Origin of the sequence: Pontibacter beigongshangensis (assembly GCF_014332515.1) — a bacterium.
GTDB classification, from domain to species: Bacteria; Bacteroidota; Bacteroidia; order Cytophagales; family Hymenobacteraceae; genus Pontibacter; species Pontibacter beigongshangensis.
Genome location: NZ_VFSD01000004.1, coordinates 219,794 through 238,023 on the forward strand (window position 1 = coordinate 219,794; position 18,230 = coordinate 238,023).

Genomic DNA, 18,230 nt, shown 5'->3' on the forward strand with positions numbered 1-18,230 from the left:
ATTCTTTTATGCTGTAACCTTAAGGAACAGTTGGTACGAGCGGCAAGCGCGCACCAGCGACCTGCTTTTTCCTACAAGATGAGCTCCGGAGGGGCTGCTCCTACTGCTGCTGCTCCTGTTTTCGGCAACAGGATGCACTTGATTGCACTTAGAGTTTGCGGACCTGGAAACCGTTGAGCACGGGTCTTCCTGTCTTGGCCGTGAAGACAATTTCCAGCCCTTTGTTGCCACTTACTGTTACAGGCATTTTTTTCGCAACCGCACGGGCCACGCCGTACTCCTGCGCCAGGTCGAGGTCTTCCAGCACCAGCACACCGTTCACATGCACATCAAAGATTCTTTCCTCTGCTTTTTCTTCCTGTTCATCGCCAGTACCCAGGTTGTAGGGCAGTACTTCCTTCGCCTGGCCGCCTGTCAGTTCGGCAAAGTGCAGCGTTATTTCATACTGTCCGTCCGGCACGTCGGCCCGGTACTTTTCGATGCCAACCTGCTGGGTCTGGTAGATGGGGTCGTTGTCGGTGCCGAAAATGCTTTTGTCGGTTCCGTAGCTCTGGCGGTTGCTCTTAAACGTGTAGCTTTCGCCTCCTACATGGCCCCAGCTACCGCTGCGGTAAGGTTGGTCAGGCAGCCACACCTGCTGGCTCAGCTCATCGATAAACAGGCGTTTGGCACCCAGCAACACATTCAGTTCTTCGAAAGGCACCTCTTTACCGGTAAGCTGGTCCGGCACCAGTCGGAAGTTCACCTCCATAAAGTCCTTGTATTCTTTCCCATCGGCCAGGGCAACCGCTTCGATGCGGTTGAGGCCGTTTTTAAATGGCACCTGCCACTCACACACGCCTTCCACGGCCTGCTGCACGCCCAACTTCACGCCGTTTACCTGTAGCTCTGCCTGTGGCAGGTTGGTGTACACCTTAAAAGGCTGCGTGCTCACCGCGTTATTAGACTGGGCAGTCGCCAGCGGTTTTGTGCTGGCCGTACCTTCTATTCTATCGGCTATGCCACCGCGCAGTGTCCAGTTCCTGGAAGCCATCCTCAGGAATGGGTTCTTGAGCAAGTGCGCCTGGTAGTAGTGGTAAGGCGCCTTCGGAATTCTGTCGAGCGTGGTGACGCCTTTGTTGTTGATGTGCGGCATGGTCTCGCCGCGAGATTCGGAGTTGAAGTCTGCCAGGTTCCAGATCATGCCTGCCGCCACGAAGGGCCGCTTCATCATCTCGCGCAGGTATACCTCATGGTAACGGCTGGCGTACTCCTCGCTCTTGTCGAAACGCTCCGGTGTGAAGCTGTGGATTCTGGGGTCGGCATCGGCGCCATACTCGGTTACCAGCACGGGCTTATCGGGCATGTCGCGGTGGTGCTGGTCCAGAAACTCGCCAAAATTTTCGAGCGTGCGGCTGTACCAGCCCAGGTACAAGTTCCAGCCCACCAGCATGGGTATCTTTGTGAGGCCCACCTTGTTGTAGAGGTCGTAAGCGCCATGGTTCGGGATCATGGTATAGCGGTGCGGGTCTTCCTGGCGGGTCAGGTCTTCGAGTTCCTGCGCCAGTTTGGCGATGTTGCTGAAGTATACCTGCTGGCGCTCCGGCTCGTCCTTATACTTAGGCCGGAGCAGGATCTCGTTCATGTAAGCCCAGATAATGACGCTTGGGTGGTTAAAGTTCTGCCGGATCATCTCCAGGTGCGTGCGCTTGCTATTGTCTGCAAAGGCCACAGATTCGGTAATGGCGTTGATGATGGGCACTTCTACGGCAGCCAGTATGCCAAGCCGGTCGCAGGCTTCCAGAATAACGGGGTCCTGTGGGTAGTGGGCCACGCGCAGAAAGTTGCCCCCCATGGCCTTCAGCAGCTTCACATCCTCCACCTGCCGTGCATCGGGCACGGCATTGCCCAGGCCTTTAAAGTCCTGGTGGCGGCTGGCGCCTATCAGTTTGTAATGCTTGCCGTTCAGGAAAAAGCCCGCTTTAGGGTCAAATCTGAACCAGCGGAACCCCAGCGGGCTGGCTACCTGGTCCAGCTCCTGCCCGGTGGCAGCGTCGTAAATGATGGTGGCCAACGTATACAGGTAGGGGTCTTCCGGCGACCACAGGTGCGGCTGCTTTACCGATTTGAATTCCTGGTGAACCGTGGTGCGCGCACCGGCGCCCAGCTGCAGGGTGGCAGCTTTCTCAGCAACCGTTTTGCCCTGCTCGTCCTTTAGGGTAGTTACAAATCTTATTTTTCGTTTCTTGCCTGAGCTGTTCACCAGCTTACCCGCTATCTTTACCGTGGCTTTCTCTTCCGACACCTCTGGCGTGGTGATGTAAATGCCACTGGACGCGTAGTCCGTCAAATCGATGTGAACCGGGTCGGTCACCACCAGGAAAACATCGCGGTATATGCCCCCAAAGAAGGTGAAGTCGGCGGTGAGGGTCGGAATATCCTCGTTGAAGCGGTTGTTCACTTTTACTGCAATCTCGTTTTGCTCGCCCTTGCCAAACTTCAGGAATTTTTTTATGGGCACGGTAAAGCGGGTATAGCCGCCGATGTGCTCACCAGCCTTTTGCCCGTTCACGTATACCTCCACTTCCTGGTTGGCCCCCTCAAAGTACAGAAACACGTCCTTATCTTTGTAAAAAGGGCTGATGCTGAGGATTTTCCGGTACCACCCCACGCCGCGGTAGTAGCCGGGTTTATCGTCCATCACATCTTCAGCATTCCAGGTATGCGGCAGCGATACGGTTTCCCAGTGCACATCACTAGCTTTACCCGGGAAGCTGGGAATCTCGCCTTTGTGGAACTGCCAGGCCTCGTTCACGCTGATTTTCAGGCGCCCGTTTCCTGCAGCCAGCACCGGCCCCGATAGCAGGACCAGGCATAGAAAGGACAGGAAACCAAGCAACGTTTTAGGATTAATCGAATTCATCTTCATCTTGCATTTGGTATTGTAAAAAGCCTCCCCTGAGACTTTAAAGTATGAAGGCAGCTACAGGAAAGTGTAGCCTGCGGCTGCCTGATGATGTTACTTAAAAAGTTTGCCCCTCTCTGTCAGCTGCTCTTTAGTGTGCAAATCCCCAGGCATTCATGGCCGACCCAGTTCAGGGGGCACGCCTGCCGGTCTGGGTGCTGCGTTCCAGGCATACCTGTGCCGGTCTGACTGCCGCCGAAGCATCTCCTAGTTCGTTCTAAAGGCTCGGCGTGTCCGGCAGAAAAACACACTATTTCGCCGCCCCTACACTTCCGCCAGTTGAGGTCTTTTGGTTTGATTTCAGGTTGAGCAGCACGGTTGGTATGCCATCAGATCGCACGCTCACCACATTTTCGCCCTTATTTGTTTTAAGGCGGATGATGGCGCGGCCGTTGTACAACTGCAGTTTGCTGGCACCAGTGGATGTCCCCTGGTTGTCGATCAGTTCCCCATCACCGGTAAGGCCGAAGCGCACGTTCTGGGCAGCATCCAGGCAAAGCACGCCCCTGCTGTCCAGCATTTTAACCTGCACAGTGGTGGTGTCGTTCTTCTCTTCCAGTTTCTCCAGCACCATACGGGCAGGCGCGCCCCACTTTTCGGTCTGGTACTCAAATTCCAGGGCGTCCGTCACGGTGGTTCTCCCTTTCCTCGCGACTACTTTAACCGAGTGCTTTCCTTTTGTCATCGGCACCATCCAGCGCAAGCCGGCCGCCGGAAAATCCTGGCTGTTGCGTTTTTTCACGCCCAGGCTTTTGCCATCCACAAACAGCTCGGCCACATCGCAGTTGGAGTACACCTTCATCATCTTTTCCTCTCCTTCTTCGCCCCAGCGCACCGGCCAGGTATGGCCGTAGATGCGTGCCATCGGCTTCTCTGTCCAGTAAGACTGGAACACGTAGTACGATTCCTTTCTGGTAAAATCGCGCTCGATAATGCCTTTTTGATTCATGTAGGGCACCGGGTTCTCCGGGCGTACCGGTGTCGAGAAATCCTTGAAGGGCCAGTAGGCTGTTCCGGTCAGCCAGGGCATGGTCTCCTGCTCTTTCAGGTGCCAGTCTATCAGGTTCACAATATAGCTTTCGCTCCAGTCCCCGTCTTTCGACACGCGGGTTGCACCTCCCACCAGCGAGGCATCGCCGGCTCTTTCATCGGCCCCTTTGCCTGTGGGTATCGCCTCCAGCACATGGTCAGGATTTTCAGAATGGCGGCGCGCATGGCTGTCGCCTCCCCACTCTACGTGCAGGAAGCGGTCTACCCGCCTGAACTCTTTCTCAGACTCCTGCTTATATTCGGTATAAGTACCCCGGTACCAGCCTGCCCAGATAGAAGGAGAATACACATCCACAATGTCCTTGCAGAAGTCGCAGCGACGAATGGCGGTCTGGCGCGAAGGGTCCAGCCTGTGCGACATGTCGTTGAGCTCACTCATGAACGCGCGAATCTTCTGCTGGTCAAATTCGTCGAAGTCTCCCGGCCAGTCGTTTTCGTTGCCCAACCCCCAGATGATCACGGACGGATGGTTGTAGTGCTGCTCAATCATGTTGGTGAGCATGTTGCGGGCCTGCTCTTTGTAGATGTCGCCACCCAGTCCGCCACGACACCACGGAATTTCTTCCCAGACAAGTATGCCCAGGCTATCGCACAGCTCCAGTATGATGCGTGACTGCTGGTAATGGCCCAGGCGGATAAAGTTGACGCCGACGTCTTTCATCATCAGCATTTCGTGGCGCATCTGCTCCTCGGTCATGGCATTGGCTACGCCGGCATGGTCTTCGTGCCGGTGCGTGCCGCGCAGCAACAAGCGCTCGCCGTTCAGATAAAATGGACCTTTCTCGGCGAACTCAAAGTGCCGGAATCCGATTTTCTCGGTGGTAGTGTGCGTACCCGAAGGAGTGGTTATACTTGTCTCAACCGTATACAGGGCAGGATTTGCGGGAGACCATAGCTTTGGTTTCTTTAACTTTGTGTTCCAAATGGTGACATCACCCTCCATCGCTTTGGCGCTGGTCTTCACCTGGTCCACCACTTTGCCTTTCGGGTCTTTCAACCGAATTGTGACCTGGGCGCTTTCTGCCTTATCAGGATTATGAAATCTGGTCCTGACGGAAAGCTGCCCCTCTTTACCGGTTTTGTCTACTGTAGCGTGCGCGAATACTTTATCAAGGGAGACAGACGGCACATACACCAGGTTCAGGTAGCGGTAAATGCCGCCGTACAGGTTAAAGTCCGATAAGTCAGAGGGGATTATCTCCAGGTCACGGGAGTTGTCGCAGCGGATCGAGATGGGAACTTTGCCGTTGAACTGCTCTTTAAAAGCAGCCGTCTGCCTGAAGGCTTCCACAGCCTCTGTTATATCCACCGTAAACTCATCATAGCCGCCCACATGCGAGCCGACTTTAGTGGTATACACGTACACATCTGTTTTTTGTCCGGCTCCTTCGAAGTGCAGCAGTGTGCGGCCGTTTTCATAGTGGTTGTTTAGGGCCAGTTGGGTGCGGTACCAGCCCGGCCCCTGGTAATAGTTTACATCGGGGGCTACAGCATCGGTGGCGTTGAAACTGTGCGGCAGGGTAACCGGCACCCAGACAGGAACAGTTTCGGGAGAACCGGGCTTTGCTGGCCTTACGGCCTCCCAGATGCCCCCCAGGTCGCTTCTCAGAAATTCCCAGCCGCTGTTCAGCCTCATTTTGTTTTCTGACGGGGCTGTTTGTGCCTGCCCTGTTACTGCCACCAGCACAAAGCTACAGGAAAGTATATAGGATAATATTCTTAGAATCATTTCGAAAAAAGTAAAAGGGAAACATGGCGGTGGTGCTTATGCGCCGCACAAAGTATGGTTCAAGGGTTGTTCAGGCAAGAGCTGCCCCCTGCCCTGCTGTCAGGCAGGTGCAGAAGAGCAGCTAATGACCACTTGACGCTCTCAGATTAATTGTAGCCCGGGTTCTGAGGCAACAGGTTCGTGTTTCGGGAAATCTCCGCCTGCGGAATAGGTAGCAGCTTATGGTATTCCTGGGCATTAGGCTGTGGTTCAAAGGAATCCGGTCCCGCAAAAGCCGACGGCACCATGCCCCAGCGCTTCAGGTCATACCAGCGCTTCCATTCAAAAGCAAGCTCCACCCGGCGCTCCTCCCGCACTGCAGCACGGAACTCCTCTTGCGAGAGGCCGGCAATGTTTACCGTGTAGCCAGCCCGGCGGCGCACCTCATTAAGGTAGTCGTAGGCCTCTGCCGTAGGCCCTCCGTTGGCTTCGTTCAGCGCCTCTGCCGCCATCAGCAGCACTTCGGCGTAGCGGAACAACACGAGGTTGTGGTCTGACCTGGCTCCTGTAGACTGGGCATTGCCAGGTTTGAGTGCCCACTTGCCCGTGTGCACGTAAGCATCCTGAAACTCGGTCCAGGGCTTGAAGCCATTACCATGAGCAGCCTCTGTTATAAAGGTTGCTGCCTTGCGCAGGTCTTCGTCTCTGATGCTCTTATAAACCCCTGGTGAGGCGACCACCACACTCCAGCCCTGCATGTTTGCCCCACGCACACCGGTTATGGCGCTTATGTAATCCACGTTGAAGTTACTGGTGCCTACCTGCCCCAGGAAATCCACCGTCCATACATGCTCTGCCATGTCGCCGTTGGTGGCATCCCACAGGTCATTGAAATCAGCCATCAGCCGGTAGCCAAATTTTCCTTTGTTGTTGATGACCATCTGCGAATATTCAGCGGCTTTCTCCCAGTTTCCCAGTGTAAGGTGGGTAGAGGCCAGCAGCGTTAAGGCAGATCCTTTGGTTGCCCGGGACCGGATGTTGCCAGCATACCCATCCGGCAGAGCGTCATAGGTGCTGGTCAGATCCGAGATGATCAGCTGGTAAATTTCAGCTGCCGGGCTTTTGGATATGGTCTTCACCGCTTCGATCTCCTGTGGAGTGTCGATAAAGTAGTCGATCATTGGCACGTCTCCGAAGAGTTGCACCAGGTGCGAGTAGGCCAGTGCCCGGATGGCTCTTGCCTCAGCATCCAGGGCATTGCGGCTGGCCACCGGCATGTCCACACGCTTTATACCCTCGATGGCCGCATTTGCCGCCCCAATAATGGCGTAGGAGCTGTTCCAGATATGCTCTATGTTGTCGTTTCCTGCGTCAAAGATAAACCTGTCGAGTTGCCGTCGGCTGGCAGCCGTTCCCTGGTCCCCGATCGTGCCCATATCGCTTAAAAGCTGCAGGCTCATCGTCAGCCGGCGGCCATAATACTCTTCCCTGGCCATCAGGCCATACCCGGAAAGCACTGCGGCCTCGGCATCGCCGTACGTTTTAAAGAAGCTCTCCGGTGCCAGCAGCCCTACCGGGTCCTCATCCAGGTCGGTACAGGCGCTAAAAATGCCCAGCAGCCCCATGGCCAGTATCGTATGTATCTTGGTTTTCATAATAATCTCCGTTTACTGTTGAGAAGGATAGCTTAAAATGTGATGTTCAATCCAGCCGTGTAAGATTTCACGTTCGGATAGCTGCCATAGTCCAGGCCTATGTTGCGGTTTGAGTCGATGTAGCTCACCTCGGGGTCATAGCCGGTGTATTCCGTAAAGGTGAGGATGTTTTGGGCACTAATATAAAGGCGCAGGTTGCTGACAAAGAACTTTTCTGTGACGGCCGCCGGCAGGTTGTAGCCCAGCACCACGTTTTTGAGACGTAAATAACTTCCGTCCTCTACCCATCGGCTCGACACGGCATTGGAGTTGTTGATGCTTGCCCTGGGAATGTTGGTGTCGGTGTTGGTCGGTGTCCACCTGTTTAGTGCCGCCGTGGAGGCATTACCCTTGCCAGACATCCACTCCATCTCCATGCGCGTCAGGTTCAGCATATCGTTCCCCACGCTTCCCTGAAAAAACAGCGACAGGTCGAAATTCTTATACCTGAAATCGTTGTTAAACCCGAAGATAAAGTCAGGATGCGGGTTGCCGATGATGGTGCGGTCGGCAGTCGTCACCATACCGTCAGGCATACCGGTCAGGTTATTGTTGTCATCCACACCTGTAATGTCACGGTACTTAGCGTCTCCGGGCGCCTTTCCTTTCTCAGCGCTGATGTCATCTCCCTGCTGGTATACTCCGTCGAAGAAATAGCCGTAGAACATGCCCACCGGCTGACCTTCTGTGAGGATATGCGACTGCCTGTTGAGCAGGTGGCTGGGAACACCGGATTCTATGATCTGCCCGGCAGGCAGGCTAAGTATCTTATTGCGGTTAAAGGTGATGTTAAAGTCCGTATTCCACTGAAAAGCTCCGTCGAAGTTAACGGTGTTCACACCAAACTCCCATCCTTTGTTCTCCAGGCTGCCTATGTTCTGCAGGGTACTGGTGTAGCCTGAGTAAGGAGGAAGTGGCAGGCGGTACAGCAGGTCCACGGTTTTCTTGTAGTAGTAATCTGCCGTCAGGTTTACTCTGTTGCCAAATAGCCCCAGGTCTACACCAAAGTTCGTCTGCTGGGTACTTTCCCAGCTAAGGTCAGGGTTCTGAACTTCTGTGGGGCGCACGGCATTAACAGGCACACCTCCGATGATGGTAAAAGTTGGGGAGAAACGGGCCAGCGACTGGTAAGAGCCGATCTCGGTGTTACCGGTAATGCCATAGCTGCCGCGCAGCTTCAGGTTGCTTGTCCAGGCGAGGGCTGTTTCCATAAAAGGTTCTTCCTTCACATTCCAGGCAAGGGCGGCCGATGGGAAGAAAGCCCACTTGTTATTTGCTCCGAAGCGGGAGGAACCGTCGTACCGTCCGGTAAAGGTGAGCAGGTAGCGCTCCTTGAGGTTATAGTTCGCGCGGCCGTAGAACGACGACAGCTGCCACTCGGTCATGCCAGAGGTGGGGTTCTGGTAATTCGAGCCTCCGTCCAGGTTCCAGAAAGAGAAGCTGTCTGAAATGAAACCCCGGTTCTCAGCATCCCAATCCTCCCCTCTGTAAGACTGATACGAGTAGCCGGCCACAAGTCCTATCGTATGGATGCTGTGGAGGGTTTTGTTAAAGGAAAAATAGTTCTCGTTGATGATGTTGGTATTTTTATCTGCCGCGATGGAACCTGTTCCACCCGTGTTGGCGCCTTCGTTCAGCGTGGTCGGGATAAAGCTGCCCGTGCGCCCGTTGTTGGTCTGTACGCCCAGGGTGGTGCGGAAGGTAAGCCCATCCAGGAGATTGACATCTACAAACAGGTTGCTCTGCAGCATGTCCACCACCCGCTCGTTCTGGCGCTGGGTGGCCACGGCGTATGGGTTGTCTATCGGGTCACCCACATCGGCCCGGGTAAAGGCTCCCTTGTCGTCATAGATGCCCAGGATAGGGTTAAAGCGCAGCGCCGAGCCGATAACGCCCGCGCTGTTGGCTCCGCCGGAAGTTTCCTGGGTCCTCACCCCATTCCTGATGGATCGGGTGGCCAGCAGTTTCACGCCTGCCCTTATTCTTTCCGACACACCGAAATCCAGGTTAGCAAGGCCCGAGTAGCGTTTATAGTCTGAGTTTATCACGATACCATCCTGGCCGAAATAATTAACGGACGTATAAAAATTCAGCTTGTCGGAGCCGCCGGAGGCAGATACCTGGTAGTTCTGCAGGTTGCCGGTCCTGAATATCTCGTCCTGCCAGTCTGTTCCCCGGCCGTAGGAAGTCGGATTAGGGTAGCGGTCCTCCTTGTATACTTCATTCATCATCTCAGCAAACTGCGATGCGTCTAACACATCCAGTTTTTTTCCTACCTCCTGCGTAGAATATGATGTCTGCAGCTCTACCTTGGTCTTGCCAGACTTTCCTCGTTTGGTCGTGATCAGCACGACACCGTTCGCACCGCGCGAACCATAGATGGCCGTGGCCGATGCATCTTTCAGAATCTCTATCGAGGCGATGTCGCCGGGAGGTGGCGCAGTGGCGCCGGCAAAGCCGTCCACCACATAAAGCGGGTCACTGCTGGCGTTAATGGAAGTTCCGCCCCGAACACGGATGCGCGGATTTGCGCCGGGGGCGCCGTTACTGCTTGTGATGGAAACGCCTGCGGAACGGCCTTGCAGCGCTTCAGTGGCACTAAGGACCGGGTACTGGTTTATTTCATCGGCAGAAACAGACGACACGGAGCCTGTCAGGTCGCTTTTCTTCTGCGTACCGTACCCGACTACCACCACCTCGTCCAGCGCTTTTGAGTCCGGTTCCAAGGAAACACTTACTACAGAGCGGTTTTGGAGCGGCACTTTCTGTGTCACATACCCTACAAAAGAGAAAACCAGGGTATTGTCTGAAGCAGCCGCCTGTAGCCGGAACGAGCCATCGGCACCTGTTGCAGTACCCGTGGTGGTATTTTCCACCATTACCGTAACGCCGGGCAGCGGCTCTCCGCTTGCAGCATCCTTTACCGTACCTGCCACCTGTATTCCCTGAAAAGTATAGGTATCGGTCAGCAGGTTTATTTTGCCTGTCATTGCGCCGTTTATCGCTACACTTACCTTCCCATTCGGCCCACCCGTTTCCGCAGCCTGAGCAAACGGTATGGCAGACAAGTTTAAGGCGCATCCCAGCAATATGAAGAGGGCCGGCCTTGCGTGGCTAAAGCGGGCAGAGCAATTTCCCCCACCATCCCGGCATAACCTGCGTGTTTTCTTTTCCATATTCAGTAATGTTTTCGTTTATAATTATAGGACCCGTATTTTCTAAAAAGACACTGTAATGACTAACCTCTGTAAAACCACTCCCAAGCCTATGCTACCTGGCAGAGCCTCTGCGGGCTTTCAGCTATCCGGCCCTCAAGCAGAGCAAGCGGGAAGGCTACTGGCCTCGGCAAAGAAATCAACTGGGGGGGGGCAATACAATGAGTGTCAGCAATCCAACCACACACCCACTGCCCTTGCCCACATATTTTATCAGCTGATTGACGAAGGAAATTTAGGTGGTTTTCGCTGCCGGAAAGTCCGGAATTGGGTATACAGAAGTTCTTAAAGAGAAAAATGCGCGTAAAAGGAACATTAGCGCACCGGTTTTTCAGGACCAGGCATTCATTTTCTGGCGTAGGCAATGGGAGTTTAGGTAGATGTAAGGCTGAAAGCCCTTCTTTAAGTATTCCGGATCTTATGGGCAACGGCACTCGCAACCAAAGGATGTATATGCCCCGCCCCTATTTCCTGAAGGACTATAATTCCTATTTCAATACGTTAAGAAGCCATCAGAATTCAGTTAGAGTTCTGACTTTATGAATTATTCTAATAAATAAGGCCCTTCAGAGCTGGCAAGTCCTTGAGAGCTGGCTGCTGCCAGGCGGTCGGCTTACATTGAATGCGACATGCTTTTTCCTATATCTTTCTGAATTTCAGCCTGCTGTACGCACAAATACCTTTTCTGTACTATTCGCTCCTTTTTAGTTCTGCCGATTTATGGCTTTTTTAGGGTAAAGCCTCTATATTGCTGAAAACATCCTTTAGAACTGAACAAGATGCAAAAACCAACGCAAGATTTAGCCGGAAAGGTAGCCGTGATAACCGGCGGCGGCGGCGTCCTGTGCTCCACTATGGCACATACTCTAGCTGCGCATGGCGCTAAAATAGCAGTCCTGGATTTAAAAGAAGAAGCAGCCGAGGCTGTAGCTGAAGCCATTCGCCTGCAAGGCGGGCAGGCCATAGGGGTAGGTGCCAATGTGCTGCAGAAAGAAAGCCTGCAGGCCGCACACGAGCGTGTCATCCAGGCCTTAGGCCCCTGCGACATATTGATAAACGGCGCCGGCGGCAACCACCCGAAAGGCACTACCTCCAAGAACTTTCTTTTTCCGGAAGACCTTGTACAACAGCAGGAAGGAATAAACACGTTCTTCGACATGGACCCGGAAGGAATAAAGTTCGTATTCGACCTTAACTTTATTGGCACGCTGCTTCCCACGCAGGTATTCGCAAAGGAAATGGTGGGTAGAGAAGGGGCTACCATTATCAATATCTCGTCTATGAATGCTTTCAGACCACTGACCAAGATACCGGCCTATAGCGGAGCGAAGGCAGCTATTTCCAACTTTACCCAGTGGCTGGCCGTGCACTTCTCCAAAGCGGGCATCCGTGTAAATGCCATGGCCCCGGGCTTCTTCCTGACTGAGCAGAACAGAACATTACTCACCACCGCAAATGGGGAACTGACCGACCGTGGCAACACCATCATCTCGCATACTCCCATGGGCCGCTTTGGCACGCCAGACGACCTGACCGGAACTTTGTTGTGGCTTTGTGGTGATGGCTCCCGGTTTGTGACTGGGGTTGTAGTGCCTATCGACGGTGGATTCAGTGCTTTCAGTGGAGTATAAAAAACGCAAGAAATATGAGTTTAGAACAAACCTGGAGATGGTATGGTCCCCAAGACCCCGTGTCCCTGGCAGACATCCGGCAGGCCGGCGCCACCGGCATTGTGACTGCCCTGCACCACATACCGAACGGTGAAGTATGGACGGTGGATGAGATTATGATCCGCAAGTCTATGGTTGAACTGGCTGGCCTCACATGGTCGGTGGTGGAGAGCGTGCCAGTGCATGAGGATATCAAAAAGCGAACAGGCAGCTACGAGCGGTACATTGACAACTATAAGCAGACTCTGCGAAACCTGGGCGCCTGTGGCATCGATATTGTCTGCTACAACTTTATGCCGGTGCTGGACTGGACCCGTACCGATCTTGACTACGTGATGCCGGACGGTTCCACCGCACTTCGCTTCGATGCGGCAGCTTTTGCCGCATTTGAGCTCTACTTGCTCAAAAGGCCCGGAGCCACGCAAGACTACAGCGAGGCGCAGCAGCAAAAGGCAGCGCAGTACCTCGAAATGCAGTCTGAAGAACAGAAAGCCACACTTGTCAAAAATATTATAGCAGGTCTCCCCGGCTCTGAAGAAGGGTATACCCTGGAGGCATTCCAGGAGGTGTTATCCACTTATGATAACATCGGACCGAAGGAGCTGAAAGAAAACCTGTTCCACTTCCTGGGCCAGGTAATTCCTGCCGCCGAAGAAGCCGGTGTTGTGATGGCCATTCACCCCGACGACCCACCTTATCCGATCCTCGGTTTGCCGCGCGTAGTAAGCACGGAACAGGACATCCTCGATTTATACCAGGCGGTTGACTCGCCTAGCAACGGCCTGACCTTCTGCACTGGCTCCTTTGGCGTTCGCCCGGACAATGATCTGGCGGGCATGGTGCAGCGCCTAGGCAACCGTATTCATTTTATCCACTTAAGAAGCACCCGCCGCGACGAAGAAGGCAACTTTTATGAAGCCGATCACCTGGACGGCGACGTGGACATGTTTGCTGTAATGCAGGCGCTGCTGCAGGAACAAAGCGCCCGCAAAGCAGCCGGAAGAAATGACCTTCGTATGCCCTTCCGCCCGGACCACGGCCACAAGATGCTCGATGACCTGCATAAAAAGACTAACCCTGGTTACTCGGCCATAGGCAGACTCAGAGGATTGGCAGAACTCCGCGGGCTGCAGCTCGGCATAGAGCGCTTCCTGGAGAAGGAGTCTACCCCTGCATCTACTTATGCTTCAGAGATTCCTACAGCATAACATTTGCCCTCCAATTCTCCGGAGGCGACTGCCCAAGTTGCCTCCGGAGAATTACCCTCCTCAGCTCCGAGTAGGCATCCGACTGCTTTACATCCAATACTCGGCTGTATCTGCCCATGGAAATGCTTGCAGGTTAAGGCAATAGGTTTGGCATGATTTTTAAAAGACTGGCAGAAACAAAAAAGCCTGCAATCACTTGGCTTGCAGGCTTTTAGTTGTTTTTGATATGATAATCAGCAGAGAGTGAGGGATTCGAACCCTCGATACCCTTTTGAGGTATACACACTTTCCAGGCGTGCTCCTTCAACCACTCGGACAACTCTCTGTTTTTTGGTGGTGCAAAGATAAGACCTTTATATGCAGCTTTGCAAATTTAAAAGCACTATACTTTTCAAATTACAGAGTTATTTCTCCCCTGATATTGGCTCCCAGCCAGTAGGTGGTTTCTTCACGGGTCAGGTTAAAGCCCAGCACATACATCATTTTGGTGATGGCGGCTTCCGTAGTTATGTCCATGCCGCCTATCACGCCCATGTCGAGCAGGTATTTGCTAGTTTCGTAGCGGCCCTGCTGTACCCGGCCCTCATCGCACTGCGACACGTTCAGGATATAGATGCCCCGGTTAATGGCTTCGCGCAGTAGTTGCAACAGCCAGGCAGAAGTGGGGGCATTGCCGGCACCGTACGTTTCCAGCACTACGCCGCGCAGTTCGGGTGTTTGCAGGATACTGCTCACCACGTTGGCCGTTATGCCCGGAAAAAGCTTCAGGATGGCTACCCGGTCATCCATGTGAAAGTGTGCCTTAAAAGGCTCCTGGGCGTGCGCACGAATAGCTCCCCAATAATAGTCTATGTCTACGCCGGCTTTGGCGAGCAGCGGATGGTTCTCTGATTTGAAGGCGTTGAAATGCCGGCTCTCCACTTTTTTGGCCCGGTTGCCGCGCAGCAGCAGGTTATGAAAATAAATGCACACCTCCGGCACCAGCCCCTTGCCGTCTATTTTGGTGGCAGCTATCTGCAAGGCAGTGATCAGGTTCTCGCGGGCATCGGTTCTGACACGGCCAATGGGCACCTGCGCCCCGGTAAAAATAACCGGCTTCTGCAGGTTCTCCAGCAGGTAACTTAAGGCAGAGGCGCTGTAGGCCATAGTATCGGTACCATGCAGGATTACAAAACCATCGTAACTATCGTAGTTGTCGGAGATCAGGCGTGCCAGCATGGCCCATTCGTCAATGTTCATGTTCGACGAATCGATGGGTGGATCCAGGCTGAAAACCGTGAGCAGGTATTTGAACTGCTGCAGTTCCGGCACCTTCTCCAGGATCATACTGAAATTGAAAGGCACCAGGTGCTTCGCTTTCTCATCGAACACCATCCCGATGGTTCCACCAGTGTAAATAATCAGTATGGAAGCTTCCGGATCGAGCGGAGCCGCTGTGTCTATATCTACTTTTACAATATTCATTAGGTTAATTTAAAAAGGCCGGTGGCATTTTTTGCAGTGGCCATTGCCACTTCCTCTACTGATTTCTGCATGAGCTCCGCCACCCGATTGGCAATAAGTGGCAGGTAAGCCGGCTGGTTGCGCTTACCCCGATGGGGTGCCGGGGCCAGATAAGGGCAATCGGTCTCGAGCATAATATCCTGCAGGCTGAGGTGCGGCAGCAGCTTGTCCAAGCCCCCGTTCTTAAAAGTGGCCACGCCGCCTATCCCCATCAGAAACCCGAGTTCTTTCACTTTGTTGGCCTGTTCCAGGGTGCCGGTAAAGCAATGGAAAACACCGGTCAGGGTGCCGTCCTGGGCCTGGGCCACAATTTCATACGCTTCGTCGAAAGAGTCGCGTGTATGGAGCACCACTGGCAGCTGGTGCTTTTTAGCCAGCGCTACCTGCACCCGCAGGGCCTCCTGCTGCTGCGGCAGAAAAGTCTTGTCCCAGTACAGATCGATGCCGCACTCCCCTACTGCCGCGAACTGCCGCTTGCCCAGCCACTCTTCCACCAGGTAAAGCTCTTTCTCAAAATCTTTCTGAACCGAGGTCGGGTGCAGCCCCATCATGGGCAGGCAAAGCCGGGGGTGCTGCGCCTCCGTTTCAAGCATCGCCTCTATGGAGGTGTGGTCGATGTTAGGCATGTAAATTTTGTCCACTCCTTCGGCCTCTGCTTTTGCCAGTGCCTCGGCCTGGTCTGGCCGGAAAGCCTCTGCGTAAATATGTGCGTGCGAATCAATAAAAGACATAGGCAGATTTTAGTATCGGGTGCAGGTATGAGCAATTTGCCCTCCTTTAATAATTAACAAGGCTGAAGTTTAGCATCAGCTACACAATGGTGCGGGCAGTACCTTCGCTCCTGCCTCCATTACGCACTTGCTGCCCTCCCTTACAGGCACAACCGCAACAAGCAAGTTCCAAATATACATTTTCAGGATGTACTATCATAAGAAAAACCTGATTCTGTTAGTATGCCGATAGCTGAGGGCTGGCTTAGCCCGGCACTACAGGGAAATTTACCTGAAGGTTGCCTGGCGGAGGAGGCTTCCTGTAATATACTACCTTCAAACTGGCTGACCCGGAGACGCACCTGCCAAGGTAACTTCCATAATCCCAGGCAATTATTCTAATGAATTTGCCCCTCCGGAGGGTAAATGGCTTGTTGCTGCTCCTGCTGCTAGCGGTAATGCTTGTCTGAATCTGGGTTTTCCTGATGATAGGGTTAACAGGATGATTATTTTCTGAATCTTTCTAGGGGGCCTTACCACAAGAATTTAAAATTTTTAGAAGGTGCCGAATATTTCAACCCTTTGGTATCTGAACTTAATTGGTCCCCTTCCCTTTTTCTTTTGAGGACCATTTCCAGATCTTCAAATCAACCATTTAACGATTAAACAATCAGCACATCTGCACATCAAAAACGCCTTCCCTTCCAGCTGACGCCTGAGGGAATAAGGAAGTATAAAATGAGGAGAACGGAAGTAAAAATAAGGTACAGTTCGAAGAGCAGGTAAAGGGGCCATGGTGGCAAAGGCAGCTGCACACGCTTCAGGCAGAGCCGGAGGTAAATGCTTTGCAGCAGCAGCTTCAGCCCGAAGATGCCCATCATTACACCAATCGAAGTGTACAGGAAAAATGGCAGCCAGACAGGGTAGTAGGCTGCATGCAACACCAGGATCACCACCATGTAGAAGGGCAGGTGCATGGAGCCCCGCATCCAGCGCCGGCGCTGCCTCAGCAGGTCAGGCAGTGTGGGCGCTGGCTCAGAAAAGGCCAGTACCTTGCGGTCGTACAGGTTCCGGAAGCCAAAGCCTTGCTGCAGCACTTTGTTGAATATCGCCACATCTTCTGTCACAGAGAATTTAATCTGCTCATAGCCGCCTGTCGCCTCGTAGGCTTTGCGCGTCAGGAGCATGTTATTGCCCATCGTGGACACCGGCAGTCCCAGGTCCGTTACCACCTGCATCAGCCCCAGGGCATAGATCCAGTCCATAGCCTGGAGCCGGGCAAACAGGCCAGTCCCGGCAATGGTGGTGATGCCGGTTACCACACCCAAACCGGGCTGCAGGCTGGCCAGCATACTTGTGATCCAGGTTGGCGGCACGACAATGTCGGCATCGGTGAAGAAAAAATAATCAGTGGTAGCCTCGCGGGCCAGGTGTGCCAGCACATTGGCTTTCCCCCTGGCCAGCCCCAGGTTTTCGGAGACAGGAATGCATCGGTACTGCGGCTTGTTTTTGATAAAAGCGTCCACCACGGTCCGGGTATCGTCGGTAGAGGCATCATCGCCTATAATCACCTCCAGCTGTTCTTTTGGGTATTGTAGCTGCTCTATGGCCTGCAGGCAGCGGGTTATGGTGTGGGCTTCGTTGCGGGCTGCGATCAGGATGCTGACCCTTGGAAAAGAAGCAGGCTGCCCCGGATACGACTTGCGGTAAAAGGCAAACAGAACGAGCAGTGTAGCAAAGAGCAGAAAGAAAACGATAAAGTAAGCAACAGAAAAAATCATAGTGAACTGAAGGTATATCCGCCCGAGGCAAAATGTTCCAGAAACCGTGGCAGCACATACTGCAGGTTACGCTGCGCTTTCAGGCTGTCGTGAAATACGATGATGCTGCCGCTTTGGGTATAGCGGATGGCTTTTTTCAGGCAATCTTCCGGGCGGAGGGTTTTGTCATAGTCGTTGGTGAGCATGTCCCACATAACCAGTTCGTAGCCTCGCTCCCGCAGCTGCCTTGCCTGCGCGCCGGTAATGCGCCCGTGCGGCGGACGGAACAGCTGCCGGCCTGCTGCCCCTTGCACCTTCTCCAGTACTTCCTGGCACTGCTGCACGTTATTCAGGTATTGCTCCAGGGGAGTCTGCCAGCCTTTCAGGTGGTGGAAGGTATGGTTGGCCAGCACATGTCCCTGACGCAGTACCTCCTGCGCTACCTCTTGGTGCCTTCTCACATTATCGCCGACGCAAAAAAAGGTGGCTTTTGCCTGGATCTGCGCCAGTTGCGCCAGCACAAAAGGGGTAACCACGGGTATCGGACCGTCATCGAAGGTCAGGTATAGCCGCTTTCCTTCCGAAGATTTATGCCAGGTGTACCCCGGCAGCAGCTTTTTAATAATAGCAGGCGTTTTATAAAATCGGATCAACTTGTTTTCCTTAGGGTTGAGGCCAGGGTTTACAGGATAGGATGCAAGTTAGAGGACAAATTATTTGAATGAAAAAGCTCCTCCGGAAGTATTCTGAACTGCTGCTGCACCTGCT

10 protein-coding genes and 1 tRNA gene are annotated in these 18,230 nt (G+C 53.6%); 2 read left to right on the forward strand and 9 right to left on the reverse strand.

The window, feature by feature from the left end:
• Nucleotides 1–148: 148 nt before the first annotated feature.
• The 4 genes from FJM74_RS05840 to FJM74_RS05855 form a co-directional block, all read right to left on the reverse strand.
• On the reverse strand, nucleotides 149–2,902 hold the full coding sequence (locus tag FJM74_RS05840) for a glycoside hydrolase family 2 TIM barrel-domain containing protein (RefSeq protein ID WP_187261632.1): 2,754 nt from the start codon (nucleotides 2,900–2,902) through the stop codon (nucleotides 149–151).
• 292 nt (nucleotides 2,903–3,194) lie between these two features.
• Nucleotides 3,195–5,723, reverse strand: coding sequence for a glycoside hydrolase family 2 TIM barrel-domain containing protein (locus FJM74_RS05845; protein WP_187261633.1), 2,529 nt, complete (start codon nucleotides 5,721–5,723; stop codon nucleotides 3,195–3,197).
• Nucleotides 5,724–5,869: 146 nt separating this feature from the next.
• Nucleotides 5,870–7,357: a RagB/SusD family nutrient uptake outer membrane protein gene (locus tag FJM74_RS05850; protein WP_187261634.1), complete on the reverse strand. Its 1,488-nt coding sequence runs from the start codon at nucleotides 7,355–7,357 to the stop codon at nucleotides 5,870–5,872.
• A gap of 32 nt (nucleotides 7,358–7,389) precedes the next feature.
• On the reverse strand, nucleotides 7,390–10,572 hold the full coding sequence (locus tag FJM74_RS05855) for a SusC/RagA family TonB-linked outer membrane protein (protein WP_187261635.1): 3,183 nt from the start codon (nucleotides 10,570–10,572) through the stop codon (nucleotides 7,390–7,392).
• 818 nt (nucleotides 10,573–11,390) lie between these two features.
• Here FJM74_RS05855 and FJM74_RS05860 point away from each other — a divergent pair.
• Both FJM74_RS05860 and uxuA read left to right on the forward strand, forming a co-directional pair.
• A complete protein-coding gene (locus FJM74_RS05860; protein WP_187261636.1) occupies nucleotides 11,391–12,242 on the forward strand; it encodes an SDR family oxidoreductase in 852 nt (283 codons plus the stop codon).
• A gap of 14 nt (nucleotides 12,243–12,256) precedes the next feature.
• On the forward strand, nucleotides 12,257–13,489 hold the full coding sequence (uxuA, locus tag FJM74_RS05865; RefSeq protein ID WP_187261637.1) for a mannonate dehydratase: 1,233 nt from the start codon (nucleotides 12,257–12,259) through the stop codon (nucleotides 13,487–13,489).
• Nucleotides 13,490–13,726: 237 nt separating this feature from the next.
• Here uxuA and FJM74_RS05870 read toward each other — a convergent pair.
• The 5 genes from FJM74_RS05870 to FJM74_RS05890 all read right to left on the reverse strand — a co-directional run bounded on the left by FJM74_RS05870 (nucleotide 13,727) and on the right by FJM74_RS05890 (nucleotide 18,115).
• Nucleotides 13,727–13,814, reverse strand: a tRNA-Ser gene (locus tag FJM74_RS05870).
• Between the two features lie 71 nt (nucleotides 13,815–13,885).
• The gene (locus FJM74_RS05875; RefSeq protein ID WP_187261638.1) at nucleotides 13,886–14,953 is read right to left on the reverse strand and encodes an asparaginase; all 1,068 of its coding nucleotides are present in this window, start codon (nucleotides 14,951–14,953) and stop codon (nucleotides 13,886–13,888) included.
• Complete coding sequence (locus tag FJM74_RS05880) at nucleotides 14,953–15,723, reverse strand: TatD family hydrolase (RefSeq protein ID WP_187261639.1); 771 nt, start codon at nucleotides 15,721–15,723, stop codon at nucleotides 14,953–14,955. The genes FJM74_RS05875 and FJM74_RS05880 overlap by 1 nt, the downstream gene beginning before the upstream one ends.
• A gap of 665 nt (nucleotides 15,724–16,388) precedes the next feature.
• A complete protein-coding gene (locus tag FJM74_RS05885) occupies nucleotides 16,389–17,483 on the reverse strand; it encodes a glycosyltransferase (protein WP_187261640.1) in 1,095 nt (364 codons plus the stop codon).
• Nucleotides 17,480–18,115 (reverse strand): polysaccharide deacetylase family protein, encoded by a 636-nt coding sequence (locus FJM74_RS05890; RefSeq protein ID WP_187261641.1) that lies wholly within the window; start codon nucleotides 18,113–18,115, stop codon nucleotides 17,480–17,482. Before FJM74_RS05890 ends, FJM74_RS05885 begins: the two co-directional genes overlap by 4 nt.
• Nucleotides 18,116–18,230: the final 115 nt, after the last annotated feature.

Coding starts and splice junctions, on each gene's coding strand:
- FJM74_RS05850 (WP_187261634.1), bottom strand. CDS start 7,357: ATGAAAACCAAGATACATACGATACTGGCCATGGGGCTGCTGGGCATT.
- FJM74_RS05840 (WP_187261632.1), bottom strand. CDS start 2,902: ATGAATTCGATTAATCCTAAAACGTTGCTTGGTTTCCTGTCCTTTCTA.
- uxuA (WP_187261637.1), top strand. CDS start 12,257: ATGAGTTTAGAACAAACCTGGAGATGGTATGGTCCCCAAGACCCCGTG.
- FJM74_RS05875 (WP_187261638.1), bottom strand. CDS start 14,953: ATGAATATTGTAAAAGTAGATATAGACACAGCGGCTCCGCTCGATCCG.
- FJM74_RS05845 (WP_187261633.1), bottom strand. CDS start 5,723: ATGATTCTAAGAATATTATCCTATATACTTTCCTGTAGCTTTGTGCTG.
- FJM74_RS05860 (WP_187261636.1), top strand. CDS start 11,391: ATGCAAAAACCAACGCAAGATTTAGCCGGAAAGGTAGCCGTGATAACC.
- FJM74_RS05885 (WP_187261640.1), bottom strand. CDS start 17,483: ATGATTTTTTCTGTTGCTTACTTTATCGTTTTCTTTCTGCTCTTTGCT.
- FJM74_RS05880 (WP_187261639.1), bottom strand. CDS start 15,723: ATGTCTTTTATTGATTCGCACGCACATATTTACGCAGAGGCTTTCCGG.
- FJM74_RS05855 (WP_187261635.1), bottom strand. CDS start 10,572: ATGGAAAAGAAAACACGCAGGTTATGCCGGGATGGTGGGGGAAATTGC.